19 protein-coding genes, 1 tRNA gene and 1 pseudogene are annotated in these 16,393 nt (G+C 53.4%); 9 read left to right on the top strand and 12 right to left on the bottom strand.

All coding sequences use genetic code 11. The annotated features are described in order from the left end of the window. Window positions 1–3: 3 nt before the first annotated feature. From RGW60_RS08125 to RGW60_RS08095, 7 genes are all read right to left on the bottom strand, one after another. The gene (locus RGW60_RS08125) at window positions 4–630 is read right to left on the bottom strand and encodes a response regulator transcription factor (RefSeq protein WP_322203648.1); all 627 of its coding nucleotides are present in this window, start codon (window positions 628–630) and stop codon (window positions 4–6) included. 337 nt (window positions 631–967) lie between these two features. Further along, entirely contained in the window at window positions 968–1,381 is a 414-nt protein-coding gene (locus RGW60_RS08120; protein ID WP_322203647.1) for a response regulator, read from the bottom strand. Between the two features lie 320 nt (window positions 1,382–1,701). After that, window positions 1,702–3,033, bottom strand: coding sequence for a deoxyguanosinetriphosphate triphosphohydrolase (locus RGW60_RS08115; protein ID WP_322203646.1), 1,332 nt, complete (start codon window positions 3,031–3,033; stop codon window positions 1,702–1,704). Window positions 3,034–3,182: 149 nt separating this feature from the next. Beyond that, a complete protein-coding gene (locus RGW60_RS08110) occupies window positions 3,183–4,346 on the bottom strand; it encodes an EAL domain-containing protein (RefSeq protein ID WP_322203645.1) in 1,164 nt (387 codons plus the stop codon). Between the two features lie 120 nt (window positions 4,347–4,466). Continuing rightward, window positions 4,467–4,805, bottom strand: a complete 339-nt coding sequence (locus RGW60_RS08105; RefSeq protein ID WP_322203644.1) for a hypothetical protein — start codon at window positions 4,803–4,805, stop codon at window positions 4,467–4,469. Next, window positions 4,802–5,194 carry a phage holin family protein gene (locus tag RGW60_RS08100; RefSeq protein WP_322203642.1) on the bottom strand — a complete coding sequence of 131 codons (393 nt, stop codon included), beginning with the start codon at window positions 5,192–5,194 and terminating at the stop codon, window positions 4,802–4,804. The genes RGW60_RS08105 and RGW60_RS08100 overlap by 4 nt, the downstream gene beginning before the upstream one ends. A gap of 5 nt (window positions 5,195–5,199) precedes the next feature. Beyond that, complete coding sequence (locus tag RGW60_RS08095) at window positions 5,200–5,514, bottom strand: YqjD family protein (protein ID WP_322203640.1); 315 nt, start codon at window positions 5,512–5,514, stop codon at window positions 5,200–5,202. Between the two features lie 632 nt (window positions 5,515–6,146). Here RGW60_RS08095 and RGW60_RS08085 point away from each other — a divergent pair. The 4 genes from RGW60_RS08085 to RGW60_RS08070 all read left to right on the top strand — a co-directional run bounded on the left by RGW60_RS08085 (window position 6,147) and on the right by RGW60_RS08070 (window position 8,667). After that, on the top strand, window positions 6,147–6,383 hold the full coding sequence (locus RGW60_RS08085; RefSeq protein ID WP_322203638.1) for a glutaredoxin family protein: 237 nt from the start codon (window positions 6,147–6,149) through the stop codon (window positions 6,381–6,383). 271 nt (window positions 6,384–6,654) lie between these two features. Then, a complete protein-coding gene (locus tag RGW60_RS08080; protein ID WP_322203636.1) occupies window positions 6,655–6,981 on the top strand; it encodes a transcriptional regulator in 327 nt (108 codons plus the stop codon). 97 nt (window positions 6,982–7,078) lie between these two features. Next, complete coding sequence (locus RGW60_RS08075; protein ID WP_322203634.1) at window positions 7,079–7,969, top strand: pseudouridine synthase; 891 nt, start codon at window positions 7,079–7,081, stop codon at window positions 7,967–7,969. A gap of 98 nt (window positions 7,970–8,067) precedes the next feature. Then, window positions 8,068–8,667 (top strand): biliverdin-producing heme oxygenase, encoded by a 600-nt coding sequence (locus tag RGW60_RS08070; protein WP_322203632.1) that lies wholly within the window; start codon window positions 8,068–8,070, stop codon window positions 8,665–8,667. 202 nt (window positions 8,668–8,869) lie between these two features. On the opposite strand, the gene RGW60_RS08065 is transcribed toward RGW60_RS08070, so the two are convergent. Together RGW60_RS08065 and RGW60_RS08060 are read right to left on the bottom strand one after the other, a co-directional pair. Continuing rightward, a tRNA-Pro gene (locus tag RGW60_RS08065) sits at window positions 8,870–8,946 on the bottom strand. A gap of 97 nt (window positions 8,947–9,043) precedes the next feature. Beyond that, window positions 9,044–9,268 carry a YgdI/YgdR family lipoprotein gene (locus tag RGW60_RS08060; RefSeq protein ID WP_322203630.1) on the bottom strand — a complete coding sequence of 75 codons (225 nt, stop codon included), beginning with the start codon at window positions 9,266–9,268 and terminating at the stop codon, window positions 9,044–9,046. Between the two features lie 182 nt (window positions 9,269–9,450). On the opposite strand from RGW60_RS08060, the gene moaB reads away from it, so the two are divergent. Continuing rightward, window positions 9,451–9,990, top strand: a complete 540-nt coding sequence (gene moaB / locus RGW60_RS08055) for a molybdenum cofactor biosynthesis protein B (protein ID WP_322203628.1) — start codon at window positions 9,451–9,453, stop codon at window positions 9,988–9,990. Between the two features lie 6 nt (window positions 9,991–9,996). Next, a complete protein-coding gene (glp, locus tag RGW60_RS08050) occupies window positions 9,997–11,211 on the top strand; it encodes a gephyrin-like molybdotransferase Glp (RefSeq protein WP_322203626.1) in 1,215 nt (404 codons plus the stop codon). Window positions 11,212–11,411: 200 nt separating this feature from the next. Here the strand turns inward: glp and RGW60_RS08045 are convergent, their stop codons facing one another. Then, a complete protein-coding gene (locus tag RGW60_RS08045; RefSeq protein ID WP_322203624.1) occupies window positions 11,412–13,220 on the bottom strand; it encodes a monovalent cation:proton antiporter-2 (CPA2) family protein in 1,809 nt (602 codons plus the stop codon). Between the two features lie 161 nt (window positions 13,221–13,381). On the opposite strand from RGW60_RS08045, the pseudogene RGW60_RS08040 reads away from it, so the two are divergent. The 3 genes and pseudogenes from RGW60_RS08040 to RGW60_RS08030 form a co-directional block, all read left to right on the top strand. Beyond that, window positions 13,382–13,492: pseudogene (locus RGW60_RS08040) on the top strand (DUF3313 domain-containing protein); the annotation flags it as partial. A gap of 113 nt (window positions 13,493–13,605) precedes the next feature. Further along, window positions 13,606–13,794 carry a hypothetical protein gene (locus tag RGW60_RS08035; RefSeq protein ID WP_322203622.1) on the top strand — a complete coding sequence of 63 codons (189 nt, stop codon included), beginning with the start codon at window positions 13,606–13,608 and terminating at the stop codon, window positions 13,792–13,794. 30 nt (window positions 13,795–13,824) lie between these two features. Further along, window positions 13,825–14,268, top strand: coding sequence for a GNAT family N-acetyltransferase (locus tag RGW60_RS08030; RefSeq protein ID WP_322203620.1), 444 nt, complete (start codon window positions 13,825–13,827; stop codon window positions 14,266–14,268). Window positions 14,269–14,300: 32 nt separating this feature from the next. On the opposite strand, the gene RGW60_RS08025 is transcribed toward RGW60_RS08030, so the two are convergent. Together RGW60_RS08025 and RGW60_RS08020 are read right to left on the bottom strand one after the other, a co-directional pair. Further along, window positions 14,301–15,125: a sulfite exporter TauE/SafE family protein gene (locus RGW60_RS08025; protein ID WP_322203618.1), complete on the bottom strand. Its 825-nt coding sequence runs from the start codon at window positions 15,123–15,125 to the stop codon at window positions 14,301–14,303. Next, on the bottom strand, window positions 15,122–16,363 hold the full coding sequence (locus RGW60_RS08020) for an FAD/NAD(P)-binding oxidoreductase (RefSeq protein ID WP_322206869.1): 1,242 nt from the start codon (window positions 16,361–16,363) through the stop codon (window positions 15,122–15,124). Before RGW60_RS08020 ends, RGW60_RS08025 begins: the two co-directional genes overlap by 4 nt. Window positions 16,364–16,393 lie beyond the last annotated feature (30 nt).

The following is a 16,393-nucleotide window of genomic DNA, read 5'->3' as shown; positions in this document are numbered from 1 at the left end:
CTCTCACACTAGCGCGTTGCGTTTTGCCAGCTCGATAAGTTCTACCAGGGTTTTTACCCTGAGTTTTTGCATCAGGCGAGTTTTGTAGGTGCTGACGGTCTTATTGCTAAGAAACATTCCTTTGGCAATCTCCTTATTGGTTCTGCCTTGGGCGAACAGCTGCAATACCATGAGTTCGCGGTCGTTGACCAGTTTGAATAACTCTATTTCAGAAGGCGGTCCTTCTGCCCGAGATACAGGACTCAGAGCTTGGCTCGGAAAGTAATTGTAGCCCGATAATACGGCTCTTACCGAGCTGAGTAACTCACTCAAGTCTTCCTGCTTGCATACATAACCGGCAGCGCCTGATTGCATGCAACGTATAGCAAAAAGATTGGGGGTTTGCGCTGTCAAAACTAGAATTTTTGACGGCAAGTTCATTGCGTTGAAGCGAGCCAATACCTCCAGTCCGTCGAGCTTGGGGATACTGATGTCGAGGATGATCAGGTCTGGCAGGCATTCGCGGACCATTTGCATGGCATCAACGCCGTTATCCGTTTCTCCTACCACTTCATAATTTTCGTTTTCCAATAACATCCGGACCGCGAGGCGAATAACAGGATGATCGTCGATGATAAAAACCGAGTGCATAGTTAATTTCCATACAAGCAAAGAGTAAAGCGCGCACCTTAGCTTAGAAGCTTGGGTTGGCGCATGAACCTACAGGGCCGCTAAGTGGATATAGGAAGTTTCCTACAAAAATTAACGTACTTACGTACACAAATGCTCAAAATCCCTAAGGCGATGTTTAATTTCGGGTAGTCATATTGTGTGGATTCGATATTGAAAAACACCCGGTTTATAGCGTTTCGGAATTATCCTACAAATATTTAGGTATCAGCCTACATATAGGAGTTGTTTATTTTGGCAATCGCCTAGGCGCTGATAGATGAGCGGTTGTTGAAAGTGTTTATTCCGGCTGTTGACGCTATTTTGGCCGCCCATGGTAGTTCCCATCTGTGCTTGTCAGTAATTCGGTCAGGGCTTGAACCTGTAACGGTTTGCTTAAGCAACCGAGCAAGGGTAGGCGAAGCAATCGGGCTTCCTGCTCTAGCTCCAGGAGTTGCTCCTCACATAGTCCACTGAGCAATATCGCTCTGTGAATCAGGCCTTGTTGACTGGCCAATATGATTAGCTCCAGGCCTGTCAGGTCAGTCAAGCACTGGTCGCAAAGCAGTATATCGTAGGGCTCAGTGGTCGTTTCCATGGCCTGCATCGCTTCAGCAGCACTCAACACTGGGGTTAGCCTGAAATAACCTTGGTTGTTCAGGAGTATTTGAGTGGCAATCAGTTGGAAAGGGTGATCTTCGACTAGCAGGATGCGCAGGTTGGTTTTTGACATCAAAGTATTCCGAGCTAATTCGAGGGCGCGACATGCGCGTACCCACCAAGAGCAGTCGTTGCTCGTTAGCTTCAGGTACTTGATGGCCTGTCGGTATCGAATACGACCACTGCGTCTGGTTAATAATTCGCCCAGCCGGCGACGGCCAGGATTAGCTCGAATTATTCGGCAGCAGAGCTTATTGAGCGATAAGACGTTTCTGTTCTCGATGTAGGTCGTGTCTTTAATTGTAGGGCGGGGGAGCCTTGTTAAAGATCGGCCGCCGGATGATTATGCGCGGAAACTGGGACACGCCTCATCCGGTCTCACCGCTCAAGAGGTTAAACCGGCCCTGATCGGCCGGTCATTTCACCTGCCATCTCACTGGCATAACTGTCGGTCATGCCTGCAATAAAGTCGATCATTCGCAGAAATGAGGTGTGTAGCGGCCAGCGGGGGTCAGGTGCATTGTTGCCGAGGAGGTCAAGAATACGTCGGTGTTTGAATGAGGGTGTACGACCACCAAATTGCTCAAGCGCCGCGCCGCAAAAAGCATTCAGTAAAACCTCAAGGGTGGTGTAGGCACCTATTTCATGCAGCGTCTTGCGCTTGTCCTGAAAGATTTTCTTTCGGGCCATGTCTTTGGCATCAAGGACACATCGCTTGGCGGGACCATGCATGTGCTCCACCAGATCGCCACTCAGGGTGCCGGCTAATAGTGCCTCCTGTTGTTCGACGAACGCGCGGGCAGCAGCGTTCGTCAGGTGTTCGATGGCTTTTCCGCGCAGAATGGCCAGCTTGCGCCGACGTGAATCGTTCGCCCCTAACTGGCGATAGGTTTCCGGAATATCATCACCCACCAATCCAAGAAGTAACGACTCGACTTCCGAATAGTCGAGCAAATCCATCTCCAGACCGTCTTCGAGGTCGATCAAGGCGTAACAGATGTCATCCGCTGCTTCCATCAGGTAAACCAATGGATGGCGCGCCCAGCGTTGCTCTTCGAGCTGTGGTAAGCCGAGTTTGTGCGCAATCTGTTCCAGAATGCTTAACTCGCTCTGATAGCAACCAAATTTGTGTTTTTTGTAACCCAGGGAGTCTGCATGTCGCGCGGTCCATGGGTACTTCAAGTAAGTGCCCAATGTTGCATACGTCAGCCGGGTTCCTCCGTCGAATTGATGATATTCCAGTTGAGTGAGTACCCTGAAACCTTGAGCATTACCTTCGAAATTTAAAAAATCATTGCGTTCAACTTCGCTCATGGCGTCTAACCAACCACGCCCGGCGGCCTGCAAGAACCAATGGCGAATGGCGTCTTCACCGGAATGGCCAAACGGTGGATTACCGATATCGTGAGCGAGGCAAGCCGATTGCACGACCATGCCAAGATCGCTGGGCTCACACCAGTCGGGCAGTGCATCACGAATGGTTTCGCCTACTCGCATGCCTAGCGAACGCCCGACGCAACTGACTTCCAGCGAGTGAGTCAAGCGCGTATGGATGTGATCGTTGCTGGTAACCGGATGGACCTGAGTCTTGCGGCCCAGGCGTCGAAACGCACCGGAGAAAATGATGCGGTCATGATCTTTATGGAACGGACTGCGGCCCAGTTCCTGAGGGCTGTGTACGGGTTTGCCAAGTCGCTCGCGGTTTAACAGGGTTTCCCAATCCAAGACCTTTACTCCACTTGTTGAATGCGCCTAGCTTCCCGGTTCGGTCGTTCAGCTGCAAGCGCTGGGAGAAGATCTCGCTGTACCCGGATGTCGGATTATCGCGCCGTAAGGGCGTGATAATGCTCATCGGGAGTCGCCTGTCATTCGAGTTACAACCCCGCAGCGTCAATATCGATCAACAGCAACCGCTGACCATTGTCAAAAAACTGTCCGGCAGTCAGGCAATACTGGTTACTTGTCGCGTCGCGATAGGTATTGGACATGTTCAACCGTCTGTCATCCCATCCTTCTGCCAGTAATTGATAAAAATAGGGGCGCCACGACCAGTTGTGACCCAAGTAACTGGCATCTGCTTGCCATGCGCCGTTGCGCCATTCCAAATTGGGCGTCAATTGAGTTCCGTGACGATCGCATTGGTAGAACCGCAGAAACCAGGGGTAGTCATGTAGTTGCGGTAGATCACTAATGGGGGCGAGACCTTCCGCCCAGCTTTGCAGCAGATTCATCAGTTTGCTCAATTGCAGACGTAACGTCATGAGTCGTGCGCGCTCTTCCACCTTTTTCAGTACATAGCGGTCACGCAGTTCGCCGAATCGCCTGACAAACGCGTCGGTAGGGAAGAAATCCAACTCGCCTTTGGCAAATAGAAAACCTTGTACGTACCGTGACCCGCACTCCAAGGCAAAATCCAATTCAGCATCGGTTTCCACGCCTTCGGCGATAATCCAGCATCCAGTCTTTTCAGCCATTTGCGCCAGCGCTTTTACCACATCGCTACTTGGCCCCCCCCTCGCGGCGGCCTGAAACAGACGCATGTCTAGTTTCAAAATGTCTGGTTGTAACGCCAGCACCCGATCCAGCTGGGAATAGCCTGCGCCAAAATCGTCGATAGCAATACGTGCGCCCGCTTCTCGATATTGTGCGACGACGCTGGCCAAGCGCTGACTGTCGCCGACTAGCTCTGTGATCTCGAAGACAATGCGCTGCGGTGACACACCACGACGCTGCAATTGTTTAAGACTAGGTAACGGCTGACCTGGCCGCAATCGGCTGATCCAGCGTGGCGAAATATTCAGGCTCAAAAACCAGTCGGCAGGGACTTCATGCAAGCGGCTTAGAGCATTGTCGCGAATGGCACGATCAAGGCGGCGAAGAATGGCTGGAGAAATTCTGGGGTCAGCGAATAACGGTCCGACTGATAGCAGCTGACCATCAGGTTGAAGCAGGCGACCCAAGGCTTCGACACCGGCAATTCGGCCTGTTGCGGTATCGATGAACGGCTGAAAACAGGCTAGCGGTTGCCCATCGATCACGGAACCTCCTTAGTGGGTCCAAAAAAGGGTCCGCCGAATGGGCAGGACCCGTCACCTCATGGCGAGCCATAAGGTGATCAAGTAGGTAACGCTTAGCAAGAATGCAGCCAGAAAGAGCAATTAGCGTTTGGGCGGTGAACCCTGTAATACCAGTTTTATCAACGGCATAAGAGTGGTGCCCAGCTTGACTAGGCGAGAGACGCTATTGAGGCCACCAGCTTTAGTTCCCTTGCCGCCGAGGAAACCGAGTAAGGCGACAATGCCCATGCCCCAGAGCGGAGCATGTTTAATTCCAAGTACGCCTTGCCAATCTTGACTCATACCGCGTACTCGACGCAGGGGTTGCAGCAATTGGCCCGTCTCGTGACGAATTTCCTGGCGGTGCATTTCCATCCGTAAACGGATCAGCGCCTTGCGAAGTTCACGTCGAGAATTAGGTTGCGCTTCAATTAGGCTCATGGCATCAGTCGCTCGCGGTCATTGGCCAATTCTTCTAGGGTTGCGTTAAACGGCGATGACTCATCAAAAATCGCCGATTTTAGTCGCATGCCGCAGAAGGCCGCGGCTAAGGTGTAAAAAACACACAAACCCATAATGCCGGCGAGCCGGTAGGTGTCCCACACCAATATCAGTACGAGCGCCGACAAACCAATGAAGAGCAATAATGCAAACACCAGCGCCAAGCCAGCAAACAGGAACAGGCTGACAGTGCGTGACTTTTGCTCTTGCAGTTCAATGCCGAACAGTTCGACATGGCTGTGCATTAAGCCCAGAAACGCAGCACCCAAGCGCCGCGGCGTAGATATAGGGTCCGCCGGTGGTGGACCTGATTCCGTACCCAAAGCCATCGCCGTCAGCGCCTGGTAGCCAGAAGACCCAGCAAGAACCCAACGCCAGCTGCAATGCCAACGGATTGCCATGGATTGCTCTGGACATAGTCTTCAGTGGCCACCACCGCCGCCATGCCGCGTTCGCGCAGGGATTCCTCGGTTAGTTTCAGTGTTTCCCGCGCCTTTAACAGGCTTTCGTGTATCTGACCCCGCAACTCGTCAGCCTGATCACCCGCCAACGTCGCGGTGTGTGCCAGCAGCTTTTCCGTGTCACTGACCAACGTCTGAAAGTCAGCCATCAGTATTTCCTGAGCGTTCTGCGCTGTAGTGCGGGCCATGGTTATCTCCGTTTGGTGGCTTCTGGTGCTTCGAGTCTAACCGTTTACTGAAGGTTCATTTCAATCGCAAGCCTCTAACTCAGCATGGGTGGGTATCGGACTTGCTTTTCATTGGTGCGCCATGAAGCGCTAACGCGCTTAATAAGGGCAAAGGCCATGGCAATATGACCCAGACCTGATGCTCCCACTGAAAATTTTTTAGAAAATCCCAATAGTAAGAACGACAGCCTGATTTACTCGCGCCCATTTCATACACACTAAAATACCCGGGAGACAAGACAGCTCAGTTTTGTTGCGTATCAATGACCACCGATCTGTTTTGGTGCTTTTCGAGAAAATATTTTTTTGCATTACGCTCCATGGACGGGATCAGCCTATGAACGAATTATCGGCAGTGCGCGGGCATGCTTGCGGCCTTACTGGGTGGCTTCCTCGTTTATGGCGGGATCAAGCTGGTGACAGGGCTGCGCTTGGGTCAGGGGAAAGGAGCACTACGGCGCCGACCTGTCGACCCACAAAATCGGGTCGGCGAGTCCGGATTGAATTGGGAATTTGAGCTCGACTCACTTATTAACACGGGCCTAAAATAGCGCCTCTACAATCCTTCTACATCTCTGTTTAAAGGTGTATCCATGCCTCCTGAATGCCAGCTATTGGGCACCCTCGGGTGTCACTTGTGTGAAGTCGCCGAAGCAGAACTGCTGCCGTTGGTGGAGCACGGTTTGATGGTCGAGCTGATCGACATCGGTGAAACTGAAGCGTTGTTCGAAGACTACGGGCTGCGCATTCCGGTGCTTAGGCGTATCGATACCGGTGCCGAGCTCGATTGGCCTTTCGATGCCGAGCAGGTTGTGGTTTTTCTTCGTTAGACCTTCGTAGGGATAGTGAATAGCCAACTGTAACGGCTATTTTGCGACATTCTTGCACAAGCACTTGGTCTGCAATCTCTGATTCGTTAGCTGTACGTATATACAGTTTGGCGAATTTTTTCTATGCTGTTCGCCATTCCGACACCCGCGTCGTGAGTGCGGCATTCGCGCGTTGTCGAGCTGTCCTGCACTGCTAACGGCTATGCTCGGCACTTGACAGCGCAGCCCAATCGCGATTGAACGAATGTAAGAACACACAGAGAGCAACAGCATGGTCAATGTTGAACAATTGAAAAATAGCGTGAATCGCATGTCGACCGAAGTGGTTAGCGAAGCTGTGCTTGAGCTACGCATGGACGGTTTGGTTACTGAAGGGAAAACCCCCTTTACCAAAGTGCATTTCAACACCTGTTTCGCAGAAATCGAAGCGTTGTTTCAGCGTGCCGGGTATCACCGTCAGCTGGATGTGGTCGGTTATCAGGGCTTGTTGTATGCGTTGTACGACCCCGCGCGCTGGGAAGCGGTGGATGTGTTGCGTTGGTTGAAAGAGTTTACCGAAGCCGCCGCAGCGCAAAGCCCCGTTTTAGCCCGGTGCTGAAAGCCTGGCGATGGTGCGGCTATTAGATTTTAGGTCAACCGTTGCGCGATAATGCGCAACCGGCCAGTTAAGGGCCGCCTGCTGCTGAGCCCATTTTATGTCCGAGTCAAATTTTTCCCCCGCTCACGCTCAGGCCAGTACTCTTTACTTGCCTGCGGGGCCTTGGGGCACGGTTCTGGAGTGTTTGTGCGCGCACTTTTCGGCAATCAGTCACGAGCAATGGCTGGATCGCATCGCCAGGGGCAGAGTGCTGGACGCCAACGGCTTGCCTATCAGCTTGGCCCTATCCTACAAAGAAGGCCTGCGTATTCACTATTTTCGTGAAGTCCTGAACGAAACACCTATCCCGGTGCTGGAGAATATCCTGTATGCCGATGAGCACTTGGTGGTGGCGGACAAGCCGCACTTTCTACCGGTGACTCCTGCAGGTGAGTATGTGGAGCAAACGCTACTGCGACGGTTGATTCGCCGATTGGATAACCCCAACCTGGTTCCCCTTCATCGAATTGACCGCCACACGGCGGGTCTTGTGTTGTTTTCGGCGAACAAGAACAGCCGCTCAGCGTATCAGTCGTTGTTTCCGACCCGCCAAATCAATAAGCGTTATGAAGCTATTGCGCGGGCGCTGCCTGAAGTTGAATTTCCACAGGTGCATACAAGTCGTTTGGTAGCCGCAGAGCCATTTTTTCGAATGCGCGAAGCTGAGGGCACGAGTAATACCGAAACGCGTATCGAGGTCAGTGAACGCAATGGCGAATTTTGGCGTTATGGCTTGTACCCGGTGACGGGCAAGAAGCATCAATTACGCGTGCACATGGCCGCATTGGGTGCACCCATCTGTAATGACCCGTTTTATCCAGAAGTCGTTAAAACGGTCGAGGATGACTTCAACCAACCTTTGAAGCTCTTGGCCCAAGGCTTGCGCTTTATCGATCCATTATCCGGGGACATTCGGTTCTTCGAGACCGGTATTGAGCTGAAGTGGTGAGAGCACAAGCTGCATTCCGCTGTGGCGATGCCACTATTTAGTGAATTGTGTTGAACGAAAGTGCATTGGTTATCGGGTTGCTGTTACTTTGATGGCATATGAAAAAACAGCAGCCTTCTGTGCCGCCGGTCCATAGTGATCTGCGTGCCGCTACTTCTCACCTGCATCGACGCCTTGATGCACGTTTACCTTTTTTCACCACTGACATCGCCGTGTATCGGCGCATTATGCAGGCCTACTACGGGTTCTATTTGCCCTTCGAAACCCTGCTTGCCGCGTCCGCGTCGACCATACCGGGTATGGGCTGGGCACAACGGCTTAAGACTCCAATTTTAAAGCAGGATTTACTCGCGCTTGGATTGACCTTTGGGGAGATTGACGCGCTGCCATTGTGCAAAATTCTACCGGGGGTTGAAACACAGGCTCAAGCGCTAGGTGCGCTGTATGTCGTGGAGGGTGCGACGTTGGGTGGTCAGGTGTTACGGGGCATTATCAAAGCGAAGGTTGGCGTCGAATCCGCTACGGGTGGGGCATTCATGGACGTCTATGGCGCTGAGACCAGAAATTTATGGCAAGGTTTTTTAACTTGTCTTTCGTGCATACAAGAACCTGAAGACATTGCACAAACCGTAGCGATAGCCCAACAAACGTTTATCTGCTTCGAAGGATGGCTAGAGCAATCAGATGTGTTGCAATGACCCGTTTGAAACGACCATTGGCAGAGGCGTTTTTAATCTACATGGGCATGTCGGACCCTCAGCGGCCGTTGTTAGTTCATAGCGAGCCGGGCAGGTCAGTGCTTTTGCTTGAGCACTGAGGTCGCACTAACGCAAAGAAAAACCCGCACATGGCGGGTTTTTCAATGTTTCGGGCGATGTACCAAAGACCCGAACGCTCAGATGGTCGGGGAGACAGGATTCGAACCTGCGGCCTTCTCGTCCCGAACGAGACGCGCTACCGGGCTGCGCTACACCCCGAAATACCGGCCCGCCTAACTGACCTTCCGGGTCAGTTGCGTCGTTTCACTTGCAGCACAAGTCACAAGCGATACTGTCAAAAATTGAACTGTTGAACCTATAACTCTTTAACGGTCCGAACCTGGTCTTTGTTCACCCGGGTCTCTTTGCCATCTAGCTGCTTAAATTCATAGAAGCCGGTGTCTTCATCGAATTTTGGCTTATCAACAGCCTGGATTTCGCGACCGTCATTTAGAGTGATTACCGTAGGAGAAGCACAGCCGGCCAGGCTGGCCACGCTCAGTGCGAGCAGGAAGGCGGCAGTTAGGGTCCGTTGAGTCATTACAAGTCTCCGTGAGGGAATGCTTTTTGGGTTCGAGCTTACGAGCTTGAGACGTATACATTACCGGCAAGTTCCCTGGAGGGTGCAATGAGTATTCAATCGTCGGCATAACAACCGGTGGGCCTGATAATTTAACGCTGTGATATAACACTTGGCTGTTCCCCTCTCTCTGGATTGAGCCTATGAAAGCGAAGGCTGATACACCTTTTGTTCCTTTGAATATCGCGGTATTGACGGTCAGTGACACCCGTACCCGTGAAACCGATACGTCAGGTCAAGTGTTTGTTGATCGTCTGACTGAAGCGGGTCACAGCTTGATCGAACGTATATTGCTCAAGGACGACCTGTACAAAATTCGTGCTCAGGTAGCGACCTGGATTGCCGATGATGACGTTCAGGTTGTGTTGATTACGGGTGGCACCGGCTTTACCGGGCGCGATAGCACGCCGGAGGCGGTGGGTTGCTTGCTGGATAAAAAAGTCAATGGCTTTGGTGAGTTGTTTCGACAGATATCCAGGGACGATATTGGTAGCTCAACTGTGCAATCCCGTGCGTTAGCCGGGTTGGCCAATGGCACTTTGGTGTGCTGCCTGCCGGGTTCAACCAACGCGTGTCGCACCGGCTGGGACGGTATCCTGGCCGAGCAATTGGATTCACGTCATCGCCCGTGTAATTTCGTTACCCATCTCAAGCAGGCTGAGCCCTGCGAAACCCGTGGGTAAATCGACATGAAAAGCACTGAAGTCCGGCCGTTGATGCCAGTCGAAGTTGCCATTGTGCGCTTGCTGGAGATGGCTGACGCAACGCCTATCCTTGAGTGTGAGCTAGTTTCATTGGCCAATGCGCAGGGGCGGGTGCTGGCTGACGAATTGGTTTCTACTCTGGATTTACCTCCATGGCCCAACAGCGCCATGGACGGTTATGCACTCAGGGTGTCTGATTGGACAGGTGAGCCATTGCCGGTCAGCCAGCGGATCTTTGCCGGGCAAGCCCCAAGCCCGTTATCCCCTGGCACCTGCGCCCGCATATTCACAGGCGCACCGGTTCCGGCGGGTGCCAATTGTGTGGAGATGCAGGAAAACGCCGAAGTGTTAGCTGATCAGCGGGTGCGGTTCATCCAGCCACTGAGCGCTGAACAAAACATCCGACCGCAAGGCCAGGAAACGACTGTCGGCGAGCAAGTGCTGACGGCAGGTACGCGCATGGGGCCCATTGAATTGGGCCTTGCAGCCTCGTTAGGCTTGGCGCATCTGAACGTTGTCCGTCGTGTGCGAGTGGCGGTGTTATCTACCGGTGACGAGCTTGTCGAGCCTGGGCTTCCATTGGCACCAGGGCAAATCTACAACAGTAATCGGGTGCTGCTGTGTAGTTGGCTGCAGCGCCTGGGTTGTGAAGTGGTAGACGCAGGGATCTTGCCAGACGATCTCGAGAAAACCCGAACTGCACTGGGAAGCCTCAGCCATGTAGATTTGATCCTGTCGACTGGCGGCGTGTCGGTGGGCGAAGCGGACTTTCTCGGGCACGCCTTGCGAGAAGACGGTGAGTTGTCATTGTGGAAATTGGCGATAAAACCGGGTAAACCCCTAACCTTTGGCCATTTTCAAGGCATTCCGGTAATCGGCCTACCAGGCAATCCGGCTTCGACATTGGTGACCTTTGCGCTCCTTGCCCGGCCTTATCTGCTGCGCCGCCAAGGTGTGACGGATGTGGCCCCGCTGCAATTTTTGGTACCTGCCGGCTTCACTTGGAACAAGCCCGGTGAGCGACGAGAATACCTGCGCGGACGAATGGAGCACGGACGAGCGGTGTATTACCGCAACCAAAGTTCGGGTGTTTTGCGCAGCGCGGCTTGGGCTGATGGACTAATCGAAGTACGAGAAGGCACGACCGTTGCTGAAGGTGACTGGTTGAATTTCATCCCGTTAAGTGAGGTTTTTGCCTGAGCCGGCGTTGACTAACCATCACGGCTGGCTCCTGCCAATCGCAGCTTTTGACAGCGTCTACACACTGGTGCCATTCACAATCCTTTCTGAGCGAAGTTGTTCGCGATGTATCGTGACTGACACCACACACCTTCCGCTAGCACGTTAGCTAAAAAGGTGATGCACATGCAGCAGACGGTTGGCGCAAGCCATCTCTCCGGTTAGTCCTTCACCGATTCTTCATCCATCCGATCAGCTTCGAAGAGTTTCGCCAACTCAGCTCTGGCTTCACGCGCGGTTTGCATGACTTTAGCAGCGTCGTCATACACCAGATGCTGCGCATTAAGTACTTGTTCATCGTGGTGTTTGAATCGGTTTATTCGCGCGTCGGCCTGAATCTGGCTAAGGCCTAAACCGACCAGCGTGCGACGGCTCATTTCCAGGCTGGAATAGAAGGTTTCGCGCACAGCCTGCGCACCGACATCCATCAAACGATGCACGTGCTGGCGGTTACGTGCTCTGGCGATGATTTTCATTTTTGGGTATAACTTGCGTACTAATTCGGCGGTCTTGATATTTGTGTCAGGGTCGTCGGTAGCGATGATAAAAAATTCCGCTTGATCGACCTTGGCAGCGCGCAAGATCTCCGGGCGCAGCGGGTCGCCATAAAAAACCGGCATATGCCCAAAGCTTCGCGAGAACTCGATGGACTCCACGGAGGTGTCCAGCGCGACAAAAGATATTTTTTGAGCGCGTAATATCCGGGCAATCATTTGCCCCATGCGGCCCATACCCGCGATCACCACGCGGGGAGCATCGCTTTCGATATCGCGATATTTTTCCGGCACGACTTGCGCGACGACTTTTCGTTTAAGCAGGTGTGAAACCAGCAGTAATAATATCGGCGTCAGGGCCATGGACAGGGTAATGGTCAATACTAGAGTGTCGTACAACCGAGGCTCGAACAGTCCTTGATCGCGGCCGATCTTAAACACTACGAAAGCAAACTCACCGCCGGCTGCCAACACCACACCCAGGCGAAGTGCACTTTGCTGATTAAGGTCACCCGCCAATCGACCGATACAAAATAACAGCGGTAACTTCAGTAACATCAACAACAGCATCAAACCCAGTACCACACCGGGAACTCTAAACAACAGCTCAATGTTGGCGCCCATGCCGACGCTGATGAAAAACAGTCCAAGCAATAAGCCCTTGAACGGCTCAATCTGGGACTCTAATTCGTGGCGATATTCAGAATCAGCCAGCAGTAATCCGGCGAGGAATGCCCCGAGGGCCATGGAAACGCCCACCAAACTCATCAACCACGCAGTACCGATGACCACCAGCAAAGCGGTAGCGGTTGATACTTCCTGCAAGCCGGTTTTGGCCACGATGCGAAATACCGGCGTCAACAGATAACGCCCGCCGATCACCAGAATCACAATACTCCCTGCTACCTGCAGACCGTGGGTGAGATTGTCAGCATGACTAGCGTGGTCGTTGACTCCGGCGAGGAACGGCACCATTGCGATCAATGGAATAGCCGCGATGTCCTGAAACAGCAGAATGGCGAAGGCCAGGCGTCCGTGAGGGCTGTTGAGCTCTTTGCGCTCGGCTAGGCTTTGCAGTCCAAACGCGGTGGACGACAACGCCAATCCAAGTCCCAACACCACCGCGCTATTGAACGGCTGGTCGAAAGCGAATAACGCGACGCTGCCGATCGCCAAGCCGGTTACTAGCACTTGTGCCAACCCGACGCCAAACACCGACTTGCGCATCACCCACAAACGCCGAGGCGACAATTCAAGCCCGATGATAAACAACAGCAATACAACGCCCAACTCGGAAATATCGCTGACACTTTGCGGATTATCGATAAGCCCCAATACCGAAGGCCCGATGATTACCCCGGCAAACAAATAACCCAGCACTGCACCTAACTGCAGGCGTTTAGCTAAGGGAACGGTCACAACTGCGGCAAGCAGAAACACAACAGCGGCTTGCAGCAGGTTACCTTCGTGGGGCATTGGTGACTCCTTTGAGGCATGTTGTCGTAAAACGGGGGGGCATTAGAGCACGAAGGTTTATCCTTTTTGTTGCGGCACCACACTGATACGGGTCAGCCAACTGACTTTTTACAAAGGCAATTACAGCCGTCTGAGTGAGCAGAAACCCCCTCTGGCGCGCAGGTCAAAAAGTATACGAAGTAATTCCTGTCGCATTGGTCTATGCCGCAGTGAGTACGGCCGCCGGCACTCGTGATGAAAACTCCGAGATCGCCACTGAGGCAGGCTTTTTAAAGCTCAAAGCGCAGTAAATTAAAGCGATCGTGCCACACCAGACTATCAGCGGTACCATGGGCGAGCATTTGCGCAGTTGCAGATGATTTCTACGCACATTCAGGAATCCGTAATGACCAACAAACAGCGCTTGTCGTATTCGATTGTGATCGCCCTGGTGGTACTGGCGATCATGCTGGGCTTGTCACACCTGCAAAATACCGGTGCGATCACGGAAAAAACCTTTCAGTACATCGCCATAGCCGTGGCAGTCGTAGTGGTTGTTATCAACGGTTTCATGCGCCGCAAAGTAAAGTTCTGAGCTTAAATAGGCAGGTCAAGGGAGTTACGGATGAGTATTCGGATCGATGTGTCGCAAAGCCCAGGTGAAACTGAATACTTGGCGATTCTAAAACCGTTGCGGGCTTACAATTTTTCTCAAGCGGGCGATGCCAAGCCTGAGCGATTCGCACTGCTGATTCGCGACGAGCAGAGCGATGAAATCATTGGCGGCCTGTACGGACGAAGTTTATACAGCTGGCTGTTTGTCGAGTTGCTGGCTGTGCCCGAGCAATGTCGAGGGCAGGGTATGGGGTCGCGCCTGATGCACATGGCCGAAGACCACGCGCGCAGTCAAGACTGCATAGGCATATGGCTGGACACCTTCAGCTTTCAAGCTCCCGAGTTTTACCGCAAACACGGGTTCGTCGAGTTCGCTAAAGTTGAAGACTTTCCGCCCGGACACCAGCGTTTCTTTTTTCAAAAGCGCCTGAACTCGTCTGCGGTGGTCAGCTAAGTAGCAATATTTAGTGTGGGATAAAACACAGCTCAAATTTTCGCACCCACTGCGCTGGCCGCAAGCAGGAACGAAGCTATTACTCCCACCAGGGCGAAGGCTTGTTGCAGACGAGGGCCAGCGAGACGATGGGCGATTTGTCTGCCGCCGATTAGTCCCACGATCGCACCGAGGGCAAAGGGGATCCCTGCCTCCCAATACATCACCCCGGCCAGTGTGGCGGTGGTTACGCTGCCTATCGACACTAGTGCGATGACGGCAAGCGAGGTGGCTACGATACTTTTCATCTCAAGGTTGGAATATCGCGTTAGCGCCGGAATGATGACAAATCCACCACCCACCCCTAGCAGTCCCGATAGCAGCCCACACAGTAGGCCGGTGAACGTCAAGGCGCGTGCGCAGGGCAAGGTCCAACGCAGTCTGCCTTGAAGCGGATTAAGCACGCACGGCAATGCCGCGGCTCGAGGCGCGGGTGCACCATGGCGAATTTCGCGAATGGCTTTTCGCAGCATTCGAAGACTGGAGTAGAGCAACACTGCAGAAAACACCAACGCCAGCGGCTGATTAGATACGCGGTGGGCGATATAAAAGCCCACCGGGGCCGCGAGGATGCCAATTCCGGAGATGAAAGCCGCTGCACGGTATCGGACGATGCCCTGACGTAAGCCTAGGATTGCGCCCAAGGCCGCGGCCAAGCCAACGGCTAACAACCCGACCGGCGCAGCTTGCACCATGGACAGGCCGAGGCCAAATACCAGAACCGGAACAGCAAGAATTCCCCCGCCAGCGCCGGTCAGAGCCAGAACAGCTCCAATGACCGCACCTAGCGCCGCGCCCAGTAGATCATGCTCCATCATTTTTCGTGCTCGGTATCTGATTTAAAGGGCGCCGCCAGCCATTCATGGCCTTTGAGCATGCAATGCCAATATAACGGCGGCAGCAGTCGCTCTTTCAAAAACCAGGCCAGACGAGAAGGTTTTAGACCATTGATGAACCATGGCGCAAAGGTAGGGGCCAAGGTGCCACCGTAGGTAAACTCCGCCAACACGATCTTGCCGCGCTCAACGGTCAGCGGGCATGAACCGTAACCATCGTAGATGGCCAAGGAACGCCTGCGACCTAACGCCACCAGCACATTGTGTGCAACGACCGGCGCCTGTTTGCGCGCGGCCGCCATGGTTTTGGCGTTACTGGTATTGGTCACATCGCCAAGCCCATGGACATTGGCGTACTGGCGATGAGTCAAGGTAGCAGGGTCTACATCGACCCAGCCGGCCTTATCGGCGAGCGGGCTGTTGCGAATGAAGTCTGGCGCAATTTGCGGTGGGACCACATGCAGCAGGTCGAAAGGTTCAACCACCGTCTCAGTATTCCCATCGGGACTAGTGCGCTTGAATGTCGCCAGCTTGCCTGGCCCGTCGACAGCCACTAGCGTGTGCGTGAATTTGAGTTCGACTGCGTATTTCTGCATGTACACCATCAGTGCGGGTACATAGTCAGCGACACCAAAGAGGGTGGCGCCAGCTGAATAAAAGTGAGTGTTGATCTGAGATTGAAGACCGTTTTTGCGCCAGTAGTCGCACGACAAGTACAAGGCTTTTTGTGGCGCACCTGCGCACTTGATCGGCATTGGCGGCTGGGTAAACAGTGCCCTGCCATGCTTCAGTGCCTTTACCAGTTGCCAGGTGTAGGGCGCTAGATCGTAGCGGTAATTGGACGTTACACCGTTGGCGCCCAAGGTTTCAGTTAACCCCGGTATGGCCGCCCAATCGAGCTTCAGTCCAGGGCAGACAATCAGTTGTTGATAGCCGATGAGCTGACCGTTTTCCAGCACGACGGTATTGGTCTTGGGTTCAAAAGCGACGACGGCGGCTTTGATCCACAGCACGTCGTCAGGTATCACTGAGGCCATTGCGCGAACGGTGGATTTGACATGAAAAATTCCGCCCCCGACCATCGTCCAACCCGGTTGGTAGTAGTGCAGATCCGCAGGGTCGATGATCGCGATGTCGACGGACGGGTCTCTGGCTTTCAAGCTCGACGCCGTCGCAATACCCGCCGAGCCCGCGCCGATGATCAGTATCTGGTGCTGCACAAAGGTATCGTGGGGAGGTGATTTGGTCGC

The organism is Pseudomonas sp. AB6 (genome assembly GCF_034314105.1).
GTDB lineage: Bacteria > Pseudomonadota > Gammaproteobacteria > Pseudomonadales > Pseudomonadaceae > Aquipseudomonas.
This window is presented reverse-complemented; position numbering and strand designations above follow the sequence as displayed.

Excerpts from the sequence above, each read along its gene's own strand:
- RGW60_RS08070 (WP_322203632.1), top strand. The coding sequence starts at position 8,068 with ATGAAAAAACAGCAGCCTTCTGTGCCGCCGGTCCATAGTGATCTGCGT.
- RGW60_RS08060 (WP_322203630.1), bottom strand. The coding sequence starts at position 9,268 with ATGACTCAACGGACCCTAACTGCCGCCTTCCTGCTCGCACTGAGCGTG.
- RGW60_RS08030 (WP_322203620.1), top strand. The coding sequence starts at position 13,825 with ATGAGTATTCGGATCGATGTGTCGCAAAGCCCAGGTGAAACTGAATAC.
- RGW60_RS08125 (WP_322203648.1), bottom strand. The coding sequence starts at position 630 with ATGCACTCGGTTTTTATCATCGACGATCATCCTGTTATTCGCCTCGCG.
- RGW60_RS08025 (WP_322203618.1), bottom strand. The coding sequence starts at position 15,125 with ATGATGGAGCATGATCTACTGGGCGCGGCGCTAGGTGCGGTCATTGGA.
- RGW60_RS08075 (WP_322203634.1), top strand. The coding sequence starts at position 7,079 with ATGTCCGAGTCAAATTTTTCCCCCGCTCACGCTCAGGCCAGTACTCTT.
- RGW60_RS08085 (WP_322203638.1), top strand. The coding sequence starts at position 6,147 with ATGCCTCCTGAATGCCAGCTATTGGGCACCCTCGGGTGTCACTTGTGT.
- RGW60_RS08100 (WP_322203642.1), bottom strand. The coding sequence starts at position 5,194 with ATGGCTTTGGGTACGGAATCAGGTCCACCACCGGCGGACCCTATATCT.
- glp (WP_322203626.1), top strand. The coding sequence starts at position 9,997 with ATGAAAAGCACTGAAGTCCGGCCGTTGATGCCAGTCGAAGTTGCCATT.
- RGW60_RS08105 (WP_322203644.1), bottom strand. The coding sequence starts at position 4,805 with ATGAGCCTAATTGAAGCGCAACCTAATTCTCGACGTGAACTTCGCAAG.
- RGW60_RS08120 (WP_322203647.1), bottom strand. The coding sequence starts at position 1,381 with ATGTCAAAAACCAACCTGCGCATCCTGCTAGTCGAAGATCACCCTTTC.
- moaB (WP_322203628.1), top strand. The coding sequence starts at position 9,451 with ATGAAAGCGAAGGCTGATACACCTTTTGTTCCTTTGAATATCGCGGTA.
- RGW60_RS08080 (WP_322203636.1), top strand. The coding sequence starts at position 6,655 with ATGGTCAATGTTGAACAATTGAAAAATAGCGTGAATCGCATGTCGACC.
- RGW60_RS08035 (WP_322203622.1), top strand. The coding sequence starts at position 13,606 with ATGACCAACAAACAGCGCTTGTCGTATTCGATTGTGATCGCCCTGGTG.
- RGW60_RS08095 (WP_322203640.1), bottom strand. The coding sequence starts at position 5,514 with ATGGCCCGCACTACAGCGCAGAACGCTCAGGAAATACTGATGGCTGAC.
- RGW60_RS08045 (WP_322203624.1), bottom strand. The coding sequence starts at position 13,220 with ATGCCCCACGAAGGTAACCTGCTGCAAGCCGCTGTTGTGTTTCTGCTT.